The organism is Sphingobacterium sp. BIGb0116, from assembly GCF_024808035.1.
In the GTDB taxonomy this organism is placed as follows: Bacteria; Bacteroidota; Bacteroidia; order Sphingobacteriales; family Sphingobacteriaceae; genus Sphingobacterium; species Sphingobacterium paramultivorum.
This window is the reverse complement of the sequence record NZ_JANUDT010000005.1, coordinates 368,095-386,566: the sequence shown is the minus strand read 5'-3', so window position 1 is coordinate 386,566 and position 18,472 is coordinate 368,095. Positions and strand designations below refer to the sequence as shown.

The window sequence follows — 18,472 nt, the reverse complement described above, 5'->3', positions numbered from 1 at the left end:
ATTGAAAAAATAGCATAACTCTCGATTTATGAGTACAATTTTAATCATTGATGATGAGCGCGCCATCAGAAGTTCGTTGCGTGATATCTTGGAATATGAAGATTATACGATTTTAGATGTCGACAATGGCCGGGATGGATTAGATATTTTAAAAAAGGAAAAAATAGATCTTGTTCTTTGTGATATCAAGATGAATACGATGGATGGGATGGAAGTTTTGGCGGAAGCACACCAAAGCAGCCCGGATATCCCTTTTATTATGATCTCTGGACATGGTACGATTGAAACAGCTGTTGAAGCAGCGAAAAAAGGAGCATTTGACTTTTTAGAAAAACCGCTGGACCTAAACAGACTATTGATCACGGTTCGTAATGCACTGGATAAAAGTTCCCTAGTCACAGAAACCAAGGTCCTGAAACGAAAAGTTAGCAGCTCGAAAACAAAAGATATACTAGGTGAATCGGGGGCCATCAAACGTATTAAGGAAACAATTGACCGGGTTGCACCAACAGAAGCCCGTGTATTGATTACCGGGGCGAATGGCTCGGGAAAGGAATTGGTTGCACGCTGGTTACATGAAAAGTCAAATCGTGGACAAGGCCCATTGATCGAAGTGAACTGTGCCGCAATACCTTCTGAATTAATCGAATCAGAATTATTCGGGCATGAAAAAGGATCCTTCACGTCGGCTATTAAACAACGTATCGGGAAGTTTGAACAAGCTAGCGGTGGAACATTGTTCTTGGATGAGATCGGAGATATGAGTCTATCCGCGCAAGCTAAAGTGCTAAGGGCATTACAGGAACATAAAATCACGCGAGTTGGGGGCGACAAAGAAATTGACGTCAATGTCAGGGTAGTAGCTGCGACCAATAAGGATTTATTGAAAGAGATAGAAGATGGTAATTTCAGAATGGACTTGTATCACCGTCTATCTGTCATATTGATCCATGTGCCAGCGTTAACTGATCGTGTCGATGACATTCCTCTATTGTCCACAAACTTCTGTGAAGAAATCTGTATGGAATACGGGATACCTGTAAAGGAGATTACTACTGCTGCAATGCGGGAATTGAGTCATCTTCCTTGGACAGGTAATATTCGGGAATTGCGCAATATGATTGAACGTTTAATTATTTTGAGCGACAGGTCGATTACCGATAAAGATGTTGTTGCCTTTGCTAACCCTTCCCGCGAGCCAGTGAATGGTATAGCCCATGAAAAAAGTGCAACGAATTACGGATTAGATATGGACTCCTTTGATTCGTTTCAAGATTATAAAGATCATGCGGAAAAAGAATTTATAAAATATAAATTGGAAAAAAATAATTGGAACGTCTCCAAGACGGCCGATGATTTAGATATTCAACGTAGTCACCTGTATAGTAAAATAGAGAAGTTTGGTCTAAAAAGAGATTAACCGTTTAGTGAAATTTCAGTCTAGCAGCTGTGAGCGAAAATTGCAGTTCACTCGGACAAAGCGATAAAAAAAAGAGATTCGTTATGGAATCTCTTTTTTTTATCGGTAGAGAGGAGACATCCGAAGTTATCGGACTAAGTGTCGTCAACCCCTCAACCGGGTTATAATTCTTGTGTTTTTAAAATTGCTTTTATATTGGCAACTGATATTTCTGTATAATTATTTATATAATCATTACTTGCAGGTAATTCTTCTTTTTTATGGGTTGAAAGTACGGCGACAACTTTCATTTCAGCATTTTTCGCCGCGGTAATACCAGAAAAAGAATCTTCAAAAACAATACAGCGGTCAACAGGAATTTGCAGATTTTCCGCAGATTTTAGGTAAACCTCAGGATGTGGCTTATGTAGTTTTACGTCTTCGCTGCTTAGTGTGGAAGAGAATAGCTGACGTATATTCAATTCATCCAAAATTAAGTCCATATTCTCTCGGGGAGCAGATGTCGCCACAGCAAGCTTAAAACCGTTATTTTTTAATTCCGTTAGAAACTCAATTAAGCCCTTAATAGGAGCAACGTGTTCTTTATAGATAACTCTAAAAAGTTGCTCTTTTTCAAATTCAAGCGTTCGTAGTTCCTCAGGGGATATCGGACGTTGAAAGAAATGCTGCATGATGTAACTGTTATGCTTACCATACATGTGCTGTTCAAATTCCTCTTCTGTAGCCTGTTGCACATTGTGGTTTTTAAAAAAAGCTCTAAAAGCTTCCGCATGGAAAGGGTTGGTGTGGCTTATGACACCGTCCATGTCAAATATCGCTGCGTATTCTGTCATTGAGCTAATATACAATAATTGCCTTGTTTGATCGATTTTACTCATTCATATTCTGGTAAATATTTTCTTCCGACTAGAGAAAGCTGAGATTAAAGCGCCCTTTGTCGCAATTACTTACGTCATTATGAAATTGGAAAAAGTCTTCATAATCATTGGCAGGATAGCTGCCTTCAAAAAGTTCCAATTTTCTGTAGGTGAATAGTTTATTGTCCTTTACTTCTGACCTAAATTCATACTTTCCAAATGGTTTCTCAATAATTTTCTTCTCAGGAGTTATGTTTTTGAGCATATTTTCTGGGAGGGCGATGCTAATGCTATCGATATCAGCGTAACCCCTTTCAATGAAAATATCTTCCGTTCTATTTCTACTTTCTGCAATATTGGAATGTGTATTGAATAAATTAGGCTGGATCAAAAGTTTATTACCATTTTTCACAGCGTAGTTTTTGATAAAAATATTCAGGTTCTCCTCAATAAATGGATTTTCCTCCTTATGTTCAATATAGTTTACCTGATTGAAATTGATATTGTCTATATTATAATATTCCGTGAGAAGTTTATTCTTATCATTATTGCTGGCTAAAAGCACGTCCATATGGTTCTCATATTGGGCTCCATAGAACTTGGTATTTAAGGTGCCCTGGATGCTTCCGTCTTCCGAAAGTTTTAGGTCGGCATAGCGCAGTTGAAGATTGGTTGAGTTAATATATTTCGGCGTATGCATGATAACTCCGCCATTTTCGGTGCAAGCAACGACATCTCTATCGTCGGTAAAGTCGCTAAGAAAACCAAATGGTAGGTTTTGGCTCGTACATTCCAGCCAAGTCGTATCATTTTTGAATGGAATACATAAAATGACGTGATTTCCGTCCTGGGCATTTGCAAAGGTTTTGTGAAAACTTTCTTTGCGTCTGCCTGCTTCGACAATACAGTAATAGGAAGGGATATTGACCGCCGACAACATGCTTCGCATGTAATTCGCCAGTGCTTTACAATCACCATAGCCCAAGCGGTCAACCTCAGAAGCAGGAAATGGTTCTAAGCCTCCAATGCCGATTTGAATACTGATGTAACGTGTGTTTTTTTGTAAATAATTGTATAGAATCTTTGCTTTGTCTTTATCTGAGCTTGCGTCTTTTGTTAATGCTATAAATTTTTGTTTAGACGCTTCCGTCAAATCTTCTTTTTTGTTCAATAGGCTATTGGATACCCATTGGCCAAATTCTTTCCAATCCCCGAAATTTCCAGTCTTACCATAATAAATAAAATTTTTGGGAACGATGAGTACATTTATTCTTTTCAGGTTAGGATTGGGGCTATAAGATTCATCCTTTTTTGCAGCGATCTGTTCAGTATTCCATGTCTTACTTTCAGTCTTGTCATTTTTCTCTTCTTTGATACTTCCTTTATAATTCGTTGTTTCAATTCGGCATTCAGTGCCAATTGGTGCAATAAATTGAAAGCTGCTTTTTTCTACGGATACATTACTTGAGACCTCAGGAGTCCAAGATGGAATGATCAAGTTTTGTTTACTTCTAACTTCGTATTGGTATTCGACGGTATAGGGATAGCTATGATAGTCAGGTACATATAATTTTACCCGAGAATCGGCGAACATCGTACTGTTGTCCACAGCGCTAATATCTTTGAAATCTTTCGTTGCAATTTTCTTTTGCAATATCCCCATTTCATTATAGATGGCTCCCTTAAGGCTCTTAATTTCGCTAGATTTATTATAATAGACCGGAAGTGAAGCATAGCGGTCCCCATTTTTATTGTAAACTGTGATAGCACAGGTTATGGTTGTGATGACCTGTTCGGGAGACTTCATTTCTACCACAGTTTTATCATTGCGTACAGTTGCTACTGCTCTGCTCTTTAATGCACTTGGAATATTGGCGACGTCGTAGTTATCTTGCCCAATTGCGAGGATCGGGAGCAGGAAGTATAGTAAGTTGATGAATACGATTTTCATTTTTTACCGATTAATTTTATGTCTAGCTTTTGTTGTTGAATAATACGTGAATACAATTCTTTGAGGGAAAAATATTCATCGACTGAAAATATAGGTTTGTTAAACGCAAGGCTTTGTAGTATTTCAAGTTGATTGCCATTGACCTGCGTTACATATCTATATTTTGCAGTTGACTCAGGGAGTGCTAATGATGCATTCTGAGGCTTCTCAGCAATTTCATAGCGATCGGGGATTGTCAATTTGACTGAGTATAATGTTTTGGATTTAAAACCCATATCGACTGGATAAGTTCTTTCCTGTGCTTTAAATGGATTGTAGGAAATCCTGTCAATAACATTGGGCGCTAGCAATAATATGTCTTGTTCCATCTGTTTGGAGACATCTACGATGACATCAAATTCCTCTATCAATAGCTGATCAATTTCTTCAAGGTTTTGGATACTTGATTTTGTTAAAGTTACGTTGGGCATTTCTTCGTCCAGTTTTTCCCAGTATTCCTCCAAAGAATTGAATTTGGCGATATGTTGGCGCTTTAAGAAGGCTTTGTTACCCCTGCTACTTATGGTCAGTTTTCCCTTAATTTTAGATTGTTCATCTAAAGCTCCCTCCAATACGTAGCTCACATCGGAAGATTCTTCTACCGTAAGCGGAAACCAATCCGAGTTCTTTTTGGAGTAGATAATTCTTCCCCGTTCATTTAAACATTGTAAAGGCAGTTCTCCAAAAGGTAAATATGAATTGGAGGCATCTAGTTTATATTTTACACCATCTATATTTACGCAGGCGATGACATAGTCGAAGTCAGATAATACGGGAAATAAGGCATTGGGAGTTCCGTTTCGTCGCGTTGAAAGAATAATAGGGTAGGCCTCCAGATCTGCAGTTAATAGCGCGGTTACTAGCGCTAAATTGATGTCGCCAATATTGCCAGTTCGTTTTTCCAATGCTTTTTCAATGCCAGATTCTGCATATTTGCCTAAATAGTTATTCCATTTTATTTGTTTGTTGATATAGTTATATATCTTCTTTGCTTTTTCTAATTTGGTGTCAGTAGGAGAAACAATTGTTGCTAAACTGGCTTTGAATAAGTCTGTTTTTTTTAATTGGCCACCAAAAGCCTTTTCATTCATTAGGTCCGTATCTACGTCTTTCCAGGTTTTGCTAAATGTCTTCTTGCTACCTGTACTCGGATAAAAGATTGATTCAAGCTCATAATAGATAGCAGATTTGAAATTGGTTGGCGAAGTCATGTAGTCCTCTTCAACAAATGCCGGAATGTTCTTCATTGTATAGGTCAATTTTGAACAATCCATTCGCAGTCCATCCAGGAAAATATATTCTTTCAATGCTTCGGCTTTTTGATCGGCAAGTTTGTAAGGACCACGTAAAACTACATTGTAGGCGAAAGAAGCAGGAATAATAGCTATATATTGGCTTTGTATTTTGGGAATATCATCTTGAAATTCCCATGTTTTGAAATTAAATAAATCCTGCTCTAGCGTCCGATAGGACACTTCAATAATAGATCCTTCTTTAATATTCGGAAGGGTGAATTTATTAAGGTCCAGATAGGGCGCGTAATTTTCCCTGAAAACTTTCTTATTTTCAAGTTCCGTTTTCTCGATCCTGCCATTTTCTAAGTTATATGTAACAGCCTTTAGTTCGTCAAAATAGTCACGTATGTAACTTCCGCGTTTATACGAGGGAATTTCAAAATTAGCTTTTTTAAACCCCTCTTTGTTATTGATCCGGATAAGTACATGGTATTCATGTTGAAGTTTTATACGATTATCATAATCATCAACAAAAACAGAACTCCGTCCAAACTCATTGAGCACAATAGCATTGGCATTACTATCCAGGTCTGTTTTCGAGAAATCCGAAATAGAAACTTTACCAAAGTCAAAAGTTTGGGCTATACTATTTGTATAAATAGAAAATATTAAAAATAGCGTTAAAAACTGGCGCATAACTATAGGTGTAATAATTCACGAATATAAGTTTTTAGCCAAAATTAAACGATACTTCAGAATAATTATTTGTCTAGTTGCAAAAGATTATTAATAATTTCGGTGATGTTATCGATATCTTCACCATCTTCCAGCATAGAGAATGCAAGATAGGTGGCGTAGATTTCCGGACTGAATTTTACGTGCTTATCAGCAATAAACCTATCGATCTGTTCTTCATTACATTCAAAATTGATACTCTGTAATTCATTGAAAAGATTGGTTGAAATGGTCTGATGATTTTCACCACAGGCAAATCCTGCAATGATATGGAATAGAAACTTATCGGTTATTTCGTCATCTTCCTTTTTGAACATAGCACGAATATGCTTATAATCGAATTTAGTTTTTGCGCTATTCACAATAGTGTCCCAAATCTGATACTCTGCTTTTGTCTCCATAGCTCGCTTTAAATTTATATTGGTATAACCAATATAGCAAAAATAATTTGATTTTTGGCAAGGATAATGAAACTTATTGGCCTACTCAAAGGAGCTGTAATAAGCGGATTATCTGTCGGTATAAAATTCACCAGATCGTCAGGTAAAGGACGGGATGTCAATCATGATGAATAACTTAGGCTTGTAATAAGGTGAAAACAATCTCTCCTAAGAAGCAGCCTAATATAACGCCAAATAGAATCGACAAAATCACTTTTAACCATACTGGGCTTGTTGCTAAAATTAGTTTCATGCCGCAAAATTGCTTTAAAAATATGCTTGAATGAAGACTTTTCTCTTATTTAAAGCTAGCTGTGGCGATACGATGACATGAATTTTTGGCTTTGTGGTATGATAATTGAAAATTAATATTTGAATTCGATTTTTTTAGTAATTTAAGTCGGAAAATGAAATTGTTGAAATAGCCTGATTTATAATTATGATAACACGAATAGTATTGACAATTGCTCTATTTACTTTAACAAAAGTTGGGCTTGGCCAACAGGTGAATATTGATAAAATTCGAAAAGAATATGCGGAGGCCGTGAAGGATGAGGATCTGTGTGAACATAATTTAGAGGTGCTGACGGAAGGTGCCAAATCACCGACCGAGAAAGTATACCTGGCCGCTTATCAAATACTTTTAGCGAAACATATAGGCAATCCTTTTAAGAAAGTTGGGCAGTTCAAAGAGGGCAAAAAGCATTTGGAAGAAGTGATTAAGGAAAATCCAAATCATATTGAAGCACGGTTTATACGTTGGAGCGTACAGGTGCATGCGCCTTCTTTTTTGGGATATAACAATAATATCCTTGAGGATAAAAATTTCCTTGTTAAAAATCTTTATAAATTACCCAATGAAGAGGCTAAATCAATTATTTATAATTATCTCAAAGGCGCAAATCCCTATCTTAAAGGTGGGCAAGTATTTAGCGCTACAGAGCTGAAGGAGCTAGCCCAATAGGACGTTAAAGGTTGTTAATTTGACAAGACTGTGGGGTATTTTGGCTAGAATATTGCGTATCTTGCTGTATGAATTAATTCAACATCTACAAAAAGAGTATATCATGAAGAATTTAGTTTTTCCAATGACTGTATTAACGGCCAGTTTGTTTGTTATCGGATGTGGTGTCAGCAAAAAGCAATATGCTGGTTTACAGTCCGACTATAGTAAATTACAAACGGAGCACAGTCAATTGACCAAACAATATCAGGATGGACAGCTTCAATTGGCTGAAGGTCGGACACGGATCAAGAGTTTAGAAGATCAGTTGGCTTCCGAAAGGCAAAATAATACGGATCTCCGATCGGCTTATGCTGCTTTGCAGAAATCGCTAGATAACAGTATTAATCAGAATTCACAGGGAAATATTAATATTTCCAAGTTGGTTGATGAAATTAACGCTTCAAATAAATATATTAAGCATCTTGTTGAGACGAAAAACAAATCCGATTCCTTGAATCTGGTATTGACAAATAATTTGACAAGATCGCTTAGCCGCGAGGAATTGCAGGAAGTTGATGTACAGGTATTAAAAGGGGTAGTTTATATCTCACTTGCTGATAATATGCTTTACAAATCCGGTAGCTATGAAATTAATGATAGAGCTGATCAGACATTAAGTAAAATTGCGAAAATTATCCAGGATTATAGAGATTATGAAGTATTGATTGAAGGTAATACCGATACCGATCCAATTTCTAAACCTAATATTCGGAATAACTGGGATTTAAGTACCCTGAGAGCCTCTTCTGTGGTACAGGCTTTACAAAATAAATATGGTGTGGATCCTAAACGCTTAACTGCAGGCGGTAGGGGAGAATATAATCCAATTGCAGATAATACGACCGCGCTAGGTAAGCAACGGAATAGAAGAACGCAGATTATTATCACCCCTAAATTGGATCAATTTATGGAGTTGATTGATAAAGCTCCGGAAGCTACCGAAGTACCATCGGCACAATAGATTTTAATGAGGTAAATAAAAAAATCCTTTCCGTTTTCGGAAAGGATTTTTTTATTATCCAAAGAATTTACTTGGATCAAAACCATGCTCTTTCAACACATCATCTGGTACACCATTCCAGACTCCGGGTTTATTTCCGGCATAGCCAATATCTTTTACACCCATTTCACTCGTGTAAAATCCTGAAGAAGTCAGGTTGCGCATCAATGAAAAGAAGGCAGCACCTTGTTTCATTTCTGGTTTTGCCAAATCAGGGTAGGCGATATCATTCACCAATGCAAGTTGATCTTTTGCGCCGCATTTGATAAATACTGTTCCGTAACGCTTTTTGGATTGGAGGTCGAGCCAACGAAGTCCGCCACGCATAGGGATTTTATTATCAGGCAAATCTTTTACGATAAATTCGATAAAATCGGGTACTCCCGCTTCCGAAGCGCTTCCTGAAATGTTATCCTTAGGAATAATAATATCAGCCAAAACAGTGATTGTAGCCATTTCATGTTCGTCAAAAAACTTTTCGGCGTATAATTGTTCCGTACGTTCGTATTCAAAATCCTGGACTCCAGGTAATTTTTTGCTATTGTCTGCTACTGCATTTTTAGCATCTTTTGAATTGCAAGCTGCGGTTAAAAGACCAGATCCAGCTGCAATTAATCCTAATGCTCTTAAAGATTCTCTTCTATTCATGCTTTTAACCGTTTAATTTTTTCTTTTCTTGAAGTATATATTCTGCTGTCCGCATTGATAAAGCGAGTATTGTCCAGGTCAGATTTTTGTCACCTTGTTGTACAAATGGTCCCGCATCCACGACGTAGAGATTTTTACAATCGTGCGCTTGTCCCCATTTGTTCAAAACGGAGGTTTTAGGGTCATTTCCCATTCTTGTGGTACCACCTTCATGAATAATTTTTCCGGGAGCTTCCAGTCCATACAATGTATCTGCTCCTGGTATTTTAGAAGTAATTACAGCGCCCATTTCGTGCATAATAGACTGAAATGTCTCTTGCATATGTTTGGCTTGTGCTATTTCTTCATTAGCCCATTTGTAGTTGAAACGTAGCACAGGAATTCCGAATTTGTCGACTTTATCGGGGTCAATTTCACAGTAATTGTCTTTTCTTGCCAATGCCGTTCCCCGGCCTGCCATACCTACATTTGCACCATAATAGCTACGGAAATCTTCTTTTAATGTAGTACCATAACCGCCTTTGGCTTTTGACTTCCCATCCGAATTTTTCGCAAGGTCATTTACTTTCGGTACCCAATTCAAAAATCCATAAGAGGGCATATGTAAACCACCACCATATTCGATGTGGTAACCTCTTGGGAAATTCAACTTGGCATTATCTTCCCACCATGGTGAATAAATATGGACACTCCCAACGCCATCCTCATTATAACGCTTCCGGTCAAGTAGTTGTGGTAAAAAGCCCGATAAACTGGCCCCTGTAGAATCGTGGAGATATTTTCCGACTAAACCGCTGCTATTACCAACACCCCCAGGATGCGATTTTGATTTGGAATTTAACATGATCCGCGCGCTTTCACAGGCGCTAGCACCCAAAATAACGGTTTTTCCCTTAACGGTATATTCTTGCAAATCCTTGGTGTTTACATAAGAAACACCAACTGCAATTCCTTCATCATTTGTAATGACTTCTCTTACCATTGCATTGTCTATCACCTTTAGGTTACCCGTTTTCATCGCTGGAATAACCAGACAAGATGAAGAAGAAAAGTCCCCATAAACTTTACATGCACGACCACATTGGCCACAGTAGAAACAGGTACCTCGATCTTTAATATCTTTTGATACTTCGGTTAGCACGGCTCCTCTTCCGGGAATCACTGGAACTCCAGCTTTTTTGGCACCTTTTGCAATATATAATTCGTTTAAGCGTGGCTTAGGTGGTTTCATAAAAATACCATCGGGTTCGTTATGAATACCTTCTGCCGTGCCATATATTCCGATCATTCGATCTACACGGTCATAAAATGGCTTAACCTCTTCATAAGTGATAGGCCATTCGTCCGTTACTCCATCCTTTGGCTTGAAATCGTCAGGTCCCATACGTAATGAAATTCGACCCCAGTGGTTGGTTCTGCCGCCCAGCATACGTGCTCTAAACCATTCAAATTCAGTTCCCGCTACCTTGCTGTAGGGTTCACCTTCGATTTGCCAGCCACCGAAGGCGGCGTCAAAATCCCCGAATGGTCTTGTGGTACCGGCACCTCTTCTTGGAGATTCCCAAGGCCAGCGTAGTTGTAACGAATCTTTTGCTGGGTCATAAAAAGGACCTGCTTCCAGCATCAATACTTTAAGCCCCGCATGTGCAAGTATATAACCTGCCATACCACCACCTGCGCCGGAACCAACTACGATGGCGTCAAATAATTCGGGATTTTCTTTAATTTGATAATCTGACATAATTAAATGAAGTAATTAATTGAGAGGCCTGTGCGATACATTTGCCCTAAGGCTGCTATGTAAATGAGAAGGTTCAATTAATTTAATGGTTATTGTTTCATGTTTAAAATCATCGTGAATATATCGATAAAAATTCGTTTTTTTTAAATTAATTTATCGATTTAGCAGATTTTAAATAAAGAATATGGGATTGTTACAAAAGATACCGTGTTTTATTGAAATTTTAGGTAGTGCAGTCATTCACAACTGCGTTTATTCCGTTGCAACGAAATAAACGCAGTTGTGATTTACAGGTCTTTTAGTTTGATAACTTTGTTGATATGGATTTCCTGTAGAAAGACCGCATCATGTGAAATGACGACTAGTGTACCTTTAAAAAGCTGAATCGCTCGGGTTAGAATCCGGATATTTTGAAGATCTAAATTGTTTGTTGGTTCATCAAGAATAATTAAATCTGGAGACTGTTGCTGAATGGTGAGGCAACATAATATCAGACGCATTTTTTCACCACCACTCAATAGTTGGCAGGGTTTATCCCAATCGTCTTTTCCAAATAAGAACCGATTGAGCCTAATTTTGATCTCATGTTCAGGTAGCGCGTCGCTATTGAATTGCTGGGCCTGCTCGTAAATACTTAGATGCGAAGACAAAATGGAGTATGTTTGATCTAAATATATCGAACGAAATGATTGGCGTTCAATTTTTCCTTGTACAGGTGTCAATTGGCCGAGTAGAAGTCTGACCAATGTCGTTTTACCAGATCCATTCTGTCCTTGTAGTGCGATACGATCTCCACTGAATAATTGAAAGTTGATATTAGCTGGCCAGAGTTCTTGTGAGTCATACTTGAAATTGACATTTTCGACTTTGACCATACTCTTTCCGGTTGGAAAGGCACTGTTTCCTAAATCTATTTTAATCTCATCCAGTGCAGATTGTGAACCTCGGAGTTCCTGTAGATCGGATTTGATATCTCCAATTTTGTCCTGATGCACATTTTTTATCTTGGCGGTACTCTTTTCAGCATTATTGCGCAGTGTATTCATCATGATGCGTGCCACACCTGCCTTTTCCTGTTTTTTTTGACCGCGGTTGTTTAATCTATTTTGGCGTTCGATTGTTTCTCTTTCTTTCTCCTTTGCAATTTTGATCGCCCTTTCCTTGTGGTGAATATCTTGTTTTAACGCATGGCGCTCGGTCTCTTTTTGAGTTTCGTAAAAGGCATAATTCCCCCCATATCGCTTGATGCCCATTGGGGTCATTTCGGCCATGTCATCCAGTAAATTAAGCAGGGTTCTATCGTGGCTGACAATAATCACTGTGTTTTTGCTTGATTGAATCCAATCGTATAGTAGCGTTTTGCTATCCATATCCAAATGGTTGCTGGGTTCATCAAGAAGAATAAGTTCGGATCGGTGAATGTGGATTCCGGCCAATAAGACTTTTGTTTTTTGTCCACCACTAAGGGACGACATCTTCTGTGTCAACTGGATATCGTGCAGATCCCATTGCTCGAAAGCTTCTTGGCAGCGTTCCTCCAAGGTCCAATCATCTTGAAGTCTATTGAAATTTTCTTCAGACGCATCGCCAGCTAATATGGCGTGGAGTGCATTTAATTTTTTGGCAATGCCAAGTGCTTCGGCGACTGTATTATCCTCAAATTGTCCCACAACTTGAGGGACATAATAGGTGCTGGTACTGACTTGTACGCTGCCACTGGAAGGCAATAGTTCTTTGGCAATCAGTCGCAATAAAGTTGATTTACCGACACCATTGTGGCCGATGAGCGCTATTTTCTCTTGCGCATTGATGTGTAGATTTATGTTCCCAAACAATAAATCTTTATTCGGATGTATATAAGAAAGTTGTTGTAATGAAAGCATGTTGAAATTCTTTAAATGTTAGAAAAGACCATTTGGACAGGTATTGTCAATGGATGGTATTTATTTCGTTCTAAAGAATTTTAATCTTACATGCAGTTTTAAGGATGTTGAGAGAAGCAAATATAGCCTTTTTATTTTGATGACGGGAAAGTTTTTGAGGAATAGTCAAATTGTTTATTTTTCTACTATTTGCTTCGGACAAATTGTACTTTTGAAAAAACGAATATTGTGAATAGAGTTCTCCTTATAGATGACGAAGAGAAACTTCGGAAATTGATGGCCAAAATTATTAGCCTGGAAGGTTTTGATGTGATTGAAGCTGCTGATATTAAATCGGGGTTGAAAAAGCTTGAAGTCAGCGATGTGGACGTTGTACTTTGTGATGTCAAACTGCCTGACGGTAATGGGGTAGAAACGGCCAAATTAATTAAAGAGCGGTATCCAATTGTAGAGATTATTCTATTGACAGCATACGGGAATATACCGGACGGTGTTCGGGCGATAAAAAATGGTGCTTTTGAATATATTACCAAAGGAGATGACAATAATCGCATTATACCCCTACTTTATAAAGCCAGTGAAAAGGTTGCATTGGCAAGAAGGGTACAACAGTTAGAAAAGCGATTAGGAGATAAACTTTCTTTCGATAAGATTATTGGAAAATCTAGTGCAATAAAGGCTGCCATTGGCATGGCACAAAAAGTTGCCGTTACAAATACAACGGTCTTGCTCACAGGCGAGACTGGTACCGGTAAGGAGGTTTTTGCACAGGCAATCCATCAGGCGAGTTCCAGGAGAGAGCGTAGTTTTGTGGCCATTAACTGTGCCGCATTTACAAAAGATCTGCTGGAAAACGAGCTGTTTGGGCATAAATCCGGTGCCTTTACCGGTGCTACTAAAGATCAGCGGGGTTTATTTGAAGAAGCACATTTGGGAACTATTTTTCTGGATGAAGTCGGGGAGATGGCTGTGGAACTTCAGGCCAAAATTCTCCGTGTTTTGGAAACGGGCGAGTTTTTAAAAGTAGGTGACTCCAAACCAACGAAAGTGGACGTACGCATCATAGCCGCGACCAACAGAAATCTCGAAACCGAAATTGCATCTGACCATTTCAGGAGTGATCTATTTTATAGGTTGTCCGTTTTCACGATTGAATTGCCACCACTGCGTGAGCGCATTGAAGATATAGCAACTTTGGCACAATACTACGCTGATATCTTTGCTTTAAAATCCAACTTGAAACCCTTGCGGATGACCCCTGAGTTTGTGCTGGCATTGGAAAATAACCTATGGCGGGGAAATATCCGTGAACTGAAAAATGTGATTGAGCGCAGTGTGATTTTGAGCGAGGGCGGCATATTAGGTGTTGAGGGACTTCCTTTCGCTGAACGTGACTATAGAGAAGGGGCAAGCGTCTTATCAAACTTTTCAATGTCCAATATGGAGAGGCAACATATACAACGTGTATTGAAACATACGAATGGAAATAAAGCTGAAGCTGCTCGATTGTTAGAAATCGGCATAGCTACCTTGTATCGAAAAATTGAAGAATATAAAATCCAATGAAACTTAAAGCAAAGCTGACATTCGGGGTAGGATTTTTATTTTTTATGATCTTACTGCTTGCGATAGTAAGTGGGTATTATGTTTATCGATTAAAAAAAGATACCAATAATATTTTAGTCGACAATTATAATACGTTGCATTATTCCAGAAATATGCTGTTGGCCTTGGAAGATCTTCATACGAATGGGAAGAGCATTGCGCTATTTGAACATAATTTAAGACTCCAAAAGCGCAATGTAACTGAGCCTGGAGAACGAGCGGTGACCGAACGTGTAGATCATCACTTTTTGAGTTTAACGAAACAGCTGAAAGATTCTACAATTGCTGCTGACTTACACAAAGATATATTTCAGCTAATGTATCTCAATATGCAGGCAATTGAAAACAAAAATAATATCGCCAATGCAACAGCTGAAAAAGCTATTTTGGCGATCTCCATTGTAGGTGCGATCTGTTTTATGATTGCGTTTGTATTGCTTGTCAATCTCCCCCTGGCCATTGCTGGTCCCATTGTACAATTAACCGATAGTATCAAACAGATTGCTGCTGGGAACTATAAAAGGAGACTTCATTTTAAGCGAAAGGATGAATTTGGAGAAGTGGCGCAATCGTTCAATACAATGGCTCAAAAACTCGAGGAATATACGGAAAGTAAATTGGGTAAGATCTTGCAGCATAAAAAGAGAATTGAAGCGCTTATTGATAATATGCATGATGCCGTTATAGGGATAGATGAGGAAAAAAGAGTGCTTTTTGCAAATGAACCCGCTTGTTTGCTCTCGGGGTTAAAACACGCAGAATTTGAAGGGCAAAAATTAGCGGAAATAGCTTCTTCCAATGATTTGATTCGTAAGCTTCTCGATAGGATCAACGCTTTAAACCAGCAATCCGAGCATCTGGGTTTGGTTCAGATCTTTGCCTATGGAAAAGATAACTACTTTGAATTGGAGGTCATTGACATCAATGTTATACCAACGGGAGAGGAGAGTTCGCAGTTTATTGGACAATTTATTTTGTTGAGGAATGTGACAAGTTTTAAGGAGCGTGATGTCGCAAAAACAAATTTTATTGGAACGGTATCTCATGAACTGAAGACACCAATCGCATCAATACGTATGGGGATCCAATTGCTCGAGAATAAGCGGATTGGGGAGTTAAATGAAGAACAAAAAGACTTGCTTGAAGGAATTGCTGATGATACAGAGCGGCTTCTGAAAATTACGGGGGAACTTTTGGATATTGCACAAGTGGAGAGCGGTACCATTCAGATGAAGCTGAATCCGGCGACAATCGGACCGATTATAGATTATGCCCTTTTAGCCAATCGTTCAATGCTTGACCAAAAGAAAATTCAACTACAGGTTGAACTGGAAGAGGAACTGCCAATGGTTTTTATTGATAACGAGAAGACCGCATGGGTATTGACGAATCTACTGTCCAATGCAATTCGTTATTCCGATGAAGGGGGGGCGATTTGTCTTGCTGTCAAAAGAATGGGCGCCAGGGTGCTTTTGCGTGTTGAAGATCAGGGACAAGGAATCCCGGTACAATATTTAGCGAAGATTTTTGATCGGTATTTCCGTGTTCCAGGGGGTACAAAGGAAGGAACAGGTTTGGGGTTAAGCATAAGCAAGGAATTTATCGAAAGCATGGGGGGAGAGATTGATGTGCAAAGTGTTTTTGGAACTGGAAGTACATTTTTCGTTTACCTTCCTATTGCACCGCTTAAACAATCCACTTAAAAAAAGGAAGAGCTTAATGAAAAGCTCTTCCTTTACGAGGGATTGAAAGATCCTGCAGCTTGCTACGCAGAGGCTGCAGGATCGGCACCCGCTAAAGTTTTATTTCATTGTCATCGATAAGTTTTGCATCACGTGTATTTTTTTGTACTGCGATAGCTGAAAAAATACTCAATGAGAAGGACATTGCATAGAATCCTTTTTCACTTAGGAGCAGATCCGCATTCCATAGGCCTACAGTTAATAGCACGACGGCAGCAATTGTTGCAAACCAGCTTAAACCATAGTACAATTCCGTAACAGCTAGTCCTTCTGCTTTATCTCTTACACTTTTTTGAACGGAGATAACCGCAAATAGCGCAAATAGTAAAATTGTAAAATAATAACCTTTTTCGTTTAATGCCATTGTTGCATTCCATAAGCCTACACAATAGCCAACGGTACCAACCAATAATGCGGTCCATGAGGCTCCGATAAATGCTCCTGTTGGTTTAAATGGATTTCTTTTGTCTAAATTTCTTTCAGCCTTTTTTTCTTCAATCATGTTTTTTAGCGGTTCCATAATTTTCTTGTTTTAGTTTTAATTTGTTGTTGTTTTATGATTCAAATATCGATAGGAACTAATTATTTTAAAACTTGAATTTATAAGAATACTGATGATATAATTTTGTTTAATATATTTGTTTAATTCTAAATTTAAGCTATGGCGGACGCGATATCGGATCTACTATTATTATTGAATAAAGATGATATTAGGGATTTTAAAACCTTTTTGAAACAAAAGAATAAGCGAAATGATGTGAAAAATATCAAGTTACTTGAGATTATAGAAACTGATGATATAAATAAGCTAAAAAAGTTATATGATCCCAGTAAAAACCGGGATGCTTATCACGCATTGAGGAAAAGGCTTCATGATAGTCTTTTGTTTTTCCTTTCAAATAAGGTTTTTGAACGAGACAACAGTGAAGCCCACGAAGCGTTGAGATTATTTGTTGTGGGTCGTTTTCTATTGGAAAGTCAGTTCATTAAGATTGGATTCAAATGCCTTCAACGAGCTGAGGACAAGGCTCTTGTTCTGGAGCAGTTTAGTTTGCTGAACGAAATCTTGCAAATCAGACTACAATATGCACATTTAGATTTGAATGTCAATTTAGAATTGCTTATCGATCGTTTTACCGAAAATCAGCAAAAACTGCAGCAAGAAGCAAAATTTCAGATTGCTTATGCGCTATTGCGCTCAGCATTGCAGGATATTCATTTGAAAGCAAAAATAATTGATATCAATAAGTTGATTTTGAGTGTACTGAGTAAATACAGTATTTCTTTGGATGATCTCTTATCATTTAAATCACTCTATCAACTTCTGTATATTGCAAATGAGTATGCCGCAATACATCAAAACTATACACTGGTTCGTTCTTTTTTAAAAACAGCAGACAATTTTTTGATGAAGTATGATGAACAATCGGCGCATCAGCTATTTTACTATCTTCATATTTTGTATTATCTGGCCAATTTTAATTTGAGGAATGGATTCTTTAACGAGAGCATCGTGTATTTAGAACGCTTGAATAAAGTTTTATCTCAAGGAAATACGGTTTTTCGAGCCCAGTTTCAGCTGCGGTGCCATTTGTTGATGGCATTGAATTTCCATTACCTCGGCGATGGAATAAAAGGTCTTTCCGTGTTGAGGGCGGGGATTAAACAAGCCGCACCAAAATCAAATGAGGTTGATCTTGCAGATCTACAGTTATGTTTGGTAATGTTTTTAACGCAATTTGAAGATAAAACAGCATTGATTGAGCTTCGACAGTTGATTCGAACAGATGCTTGGTACGAGAAGAAAATGGGCATGTTGTGGACGATTCGGAAGAGTCTGCTCGAAATTCTGATCCATATTCAATTCGATCACATCGATTTGGCAACCTTGAAATTAAAAAGCTTTGTCGGTAGGTATAAAAAATACTTGCTGAATGTCAAGGAAAACAGAGTGATTGATTTTGCCAAATTGATAGAGAAATATCTTTTAAATCCAGCAGTTATTCAAGGGAAGTCCTTTCGGGCAGCTGTTCAGGCTATGGCGGAAGACAAAGAAAATAAGGATTTATTTGTTATGGGATTTATTGCTTGGTTGAAAGCTCTTAGTGTATCTCAAAGTCCGTATCAGGTTTTATTGAATTTGATCAAAGAAAATAGCCGGTGATCAATA

14 protein-coding genes are annotated in these 18,472 nt (G+C 38.2%); 6 read left to right on the top strand and 8 right to left on the bottom strand.

All coding sequences use genetic code 11. From position 1 onward, the window contains the following. The first annotated feature begins 28 nt into the window (after positions 1–28). Positions 29–1,420 (top strand): sigma-54 dependent transcriptional regulator, encoded by a 1,392-nt coding sequence (locus M2419_RS14560; RefSeq protein WP_153846152.1) that lies wholly within the window; start codon positions 29–31, stop codon positions 1,418–1,420. A gap of 161 nt (positions 1,421–1,581) precedes the next feature. Here M2419_RS14560 and M2419_RS14555 read toward each other — a convergent pair whose 3' ends face one another. The 4 genes from M2419_RS14555 to M2419_RS14540 form a co-directional block, all read right to left on the bottom strand. Then, complete coding sequence (locus tag M2419_RS14555) at positions 1,582–2,298, bottom strand: HAD family phosphatase (protein WP_227550185.1); 717 nt, start codon at positions 2,296–2,298, stop codon at positions 1,582–1,584. 28 nt (positions 2,299–2,326) lie between these two features. Continuing rightward, positions 2,327–4,228 carry a DUF3857 domain-containing protein gene (locus M2419_RS14550; RefSeq protein WP_153846153.1) on the bottom strand — a complete coding sequence of 634 codons (1,902 nt, stop codon included), beginning with the start codon at positions 4,226–4,228 and terminating at the stop codon, positions 2,327–2,329. Further along, positions 4,225–6,198 (bottom strand): DUF3857 domain-containing protein, encoded by a 1,974-nt coding sequence (locus M2419_RS14545; RefSeq protein WP_153846154.1) that lies wholly within the window; start codon positions 6,196–6,198, stop codon positions 4,225–4,227. Before M2419_RS14545 ends, M2419_RS14550 begins: the two co-directional genes overlap by 4 nt. Before the next feature lie 65 nt (positions 6,199–6,263). After that, the gene (locus M2419_RS14540) at positions 6,264–6,638 is read right to left on the bottom strand and encodes a hypothetical protein (RefSeq protein ID WP_153846155.1); all 375 of its coding nucleotides are present in this window, start codon (positions 6,636–6,638) and stop codon (positions 6,264–6,266) included. Between the two features lie 478 nt (positions 6,639–7,116). Here M2419_RS14540 and M2419_RS14535 point away from each other — a divergent pair, with 478 nt between their 5' ends. Continuing rightward, a complete protein-coding gene (locus M2419_RS14535) occupies positions 7,117–7,641 on the top strand; it encodes a hypothetical protein (protein ID WP_120334876.1) in 525 nt (174 codons plus the stop codon). Between the two features lie 103 nt (positions 7,642–7,744). After that, positions 7,745–8,644, top strand: a complete 900-nt coding sequence (locus tag M2419_RS14530; protein ID WP_153846156.1) for an OmpA family protein — start codon at positions 7,745–7,747, stop codon at positions 8,642–8,644. Between the two features lie 54 nt (positions 8,645–8,698). On the opposite strand, the gene M2419_RS14525 is transcribed toward M2419_RS14530, so the two are convergent. The 3 genes from M2419_RS14525 to M2419_RS14515 form a co-directional block, all read right to left on the bottom strand. Continuing rightward, positions 8,699–9,331 (bottom strand): gluconate 2-dehydrogenase subunit 3 family protein, encoded by a 633-nt coding sequence (locus M2419_RS14525; RefSeq protein ID WP_153846157.1) that lies wholly within the window; start codon positions 9,329–9,331, stop codon positions 8,699–8,701. A 4-nt stretch (positions 9,332–9,335) separates the two neighbouring features. Continuing rightward, entirely contained in the window at positions 9,336–11,072 is a 1,737-nt protein-coding gene (locus M2419_RS14520) for a GMC family oxidoreductase (protein WP_153846158.1), read from the bottom strand. 287 nt (positions 11,073–11,359) lie between these two features. Continuing rightward, the gene (locus M2419_RS14515; RefSeq protein WP_259255294.1) at positions 11,360–12,955 is read right to left on the bottom strand and encodes an ABC-F family ATP-binding cassette domain-containing protein; all 1,596 of its coding nucleotides are present in this window, start codon (positions 12,953–12,955) and stop codon (positions 11,360–11,362) included. A gap of 228 nt (positions 12,956–13,183) precedes the next feature. Here M2419_RS14515 and M2419_RS14510 point away from each other — a divergent pair, with 228 nt between their 5' ends. Together M2419_RS14510 and M2419_RS14505 are read left to right on the top strand one after the other, a co-directional pair. Then, entirely contained in the window at positions 13,184–14,521 is a 1,338-nt protein-coding gene (locus tag M2419_RS14510; RefSeq protein WP_153846160.1) for a sigma-54 dependent transcriptional regulator, read from the top strand. Next, positions 14,518–16,263, top strand: a complete 1,746-nt coding sequence (locus tag M2419_RS14505; RefSeq protein WP_153846161.1) for an ATP-binding protein — start codon at positions 14,518–14,520, stop codon at positions 16,261–16,263. Before M2419_RS14510 ends, M2419_RS14505 begins: the two co-directional genes overlap by 4 nt. A gap of 91 nt (positions 16,264–16,354) precedes the next feature. Here M2419_RS14505 and yiaA read toward each other — a convergent pair whose 3' ends face one another. Continuing rightward, positions 16,355–16,822 (bottom strand): inner membrane protein YiaA, encoded by a 468-nt coding sequence (yiaA, locus tag M2419_RS14500; protein WP_046675653.1) that lies wholly within the window; start codon positions 16,820–16,822, stop codon positions 16,355–16,357. Between the two features lie 141 nt (positions 16,823–16,963). Between yiaA and M2419_RS14495 the strand changes: the two genes are divergently transcribed. Continuing rightward, entirely contained in the window at positions 16,964–18,466 is a 1,503-nt protein-coding gene (locus tag M2419_RS14495) for a hypothetical protein (protein ID WP_153846162.1), read from the top strand. The last annotated feature ends 6 nt before the right edge of the window (positions 18,467–18,472 follow it).

Coding starts and splice junctions, on each gene's coding strand:
- M2419_RS14555 (WP_227550185.1), bottom strand. CDS start 2,298: ATGAGTAAAATCGATCAAACAAGGCAATTATTGTATATTAGCTCAATG.
- M2419_RS14530 (WP_153846156.1), top strand. CDS start 7,745: ATGAAGAATTTAGTTTTTCCAATGACTGTATTAACGGCCAGTTTGTTT.
- M2419_RS14515 (WP_259255294.1), bottom strand. CDS start 12,955: ATGCTTTCATTACAACAACTTTCTTATATACATCCGAATAAAGATTTA.
- M2419_RS14505 (WP_153846161.1), top strand. CDS start 14,518: ATGAAACTTAAAGCAAAGCTGACATTCGGGGTAGGATTTTTATTTTTT.
- M2419_RS14540 (WP_153846155.1), bottom strand. CDS start 6,638: ATGGAGACAAAAGCAGAGTATCAGATTTGGGACACTATTGTGAATAGC.
- M2419_RS14560 (WP_153846152.1), top strand. CDS start 29: ATGAGTACAATTTTAATCATTGATGATGAGCGCGCCATCAGAAGTTCG.
- M2419_RS14520 (WP_153846158.1), bottom strand. CDS start 11,072: ATGTCAGATTATCAAATTAAAGAAAATCCCGAATTATTTGACGCCATC.
- M2419_RS14495 (WP_153846162.1), top strand. CDS start 16,964: ATGGCGGACGCGATATCGGATCTACTATTATTATTGAATAAAGATGAT.
- M2419_RS14525 (WP_153846157.1), bottom strand. CDS start 9,331: ATGAATAGAAGAGAATCTTTAAGAGCATTAGGATTAATTGCAGCTGGA.
- M2419_RS14535 (WP_120334876.1), top strand. CDS start 7,117: ATGATAACACGAATAGTATTGACAATTGCTCTATTTACTTTAACAAAA.
- yiaA (WP_046675653.1), bottom strand. CDS start 16,822: ATGGAACCGCTAAAAAACATGATTGAAGAAAAAAAGGCTGAAAGAAAT.
- M2419_RS14550 (WP_153846153.1), bottom strand. CDS start 4,228: ATGAAAATCGTATTCATCAACTTACTATACTTCCTGCTCCCGATCCTC.
- M2419_RS14545 (WP_153846154.1), bottom strand. CDS start 6,198: ATGCGCCAGTTTTTAACGCTATTTTTAATATTTTCTATTTATACAAAT.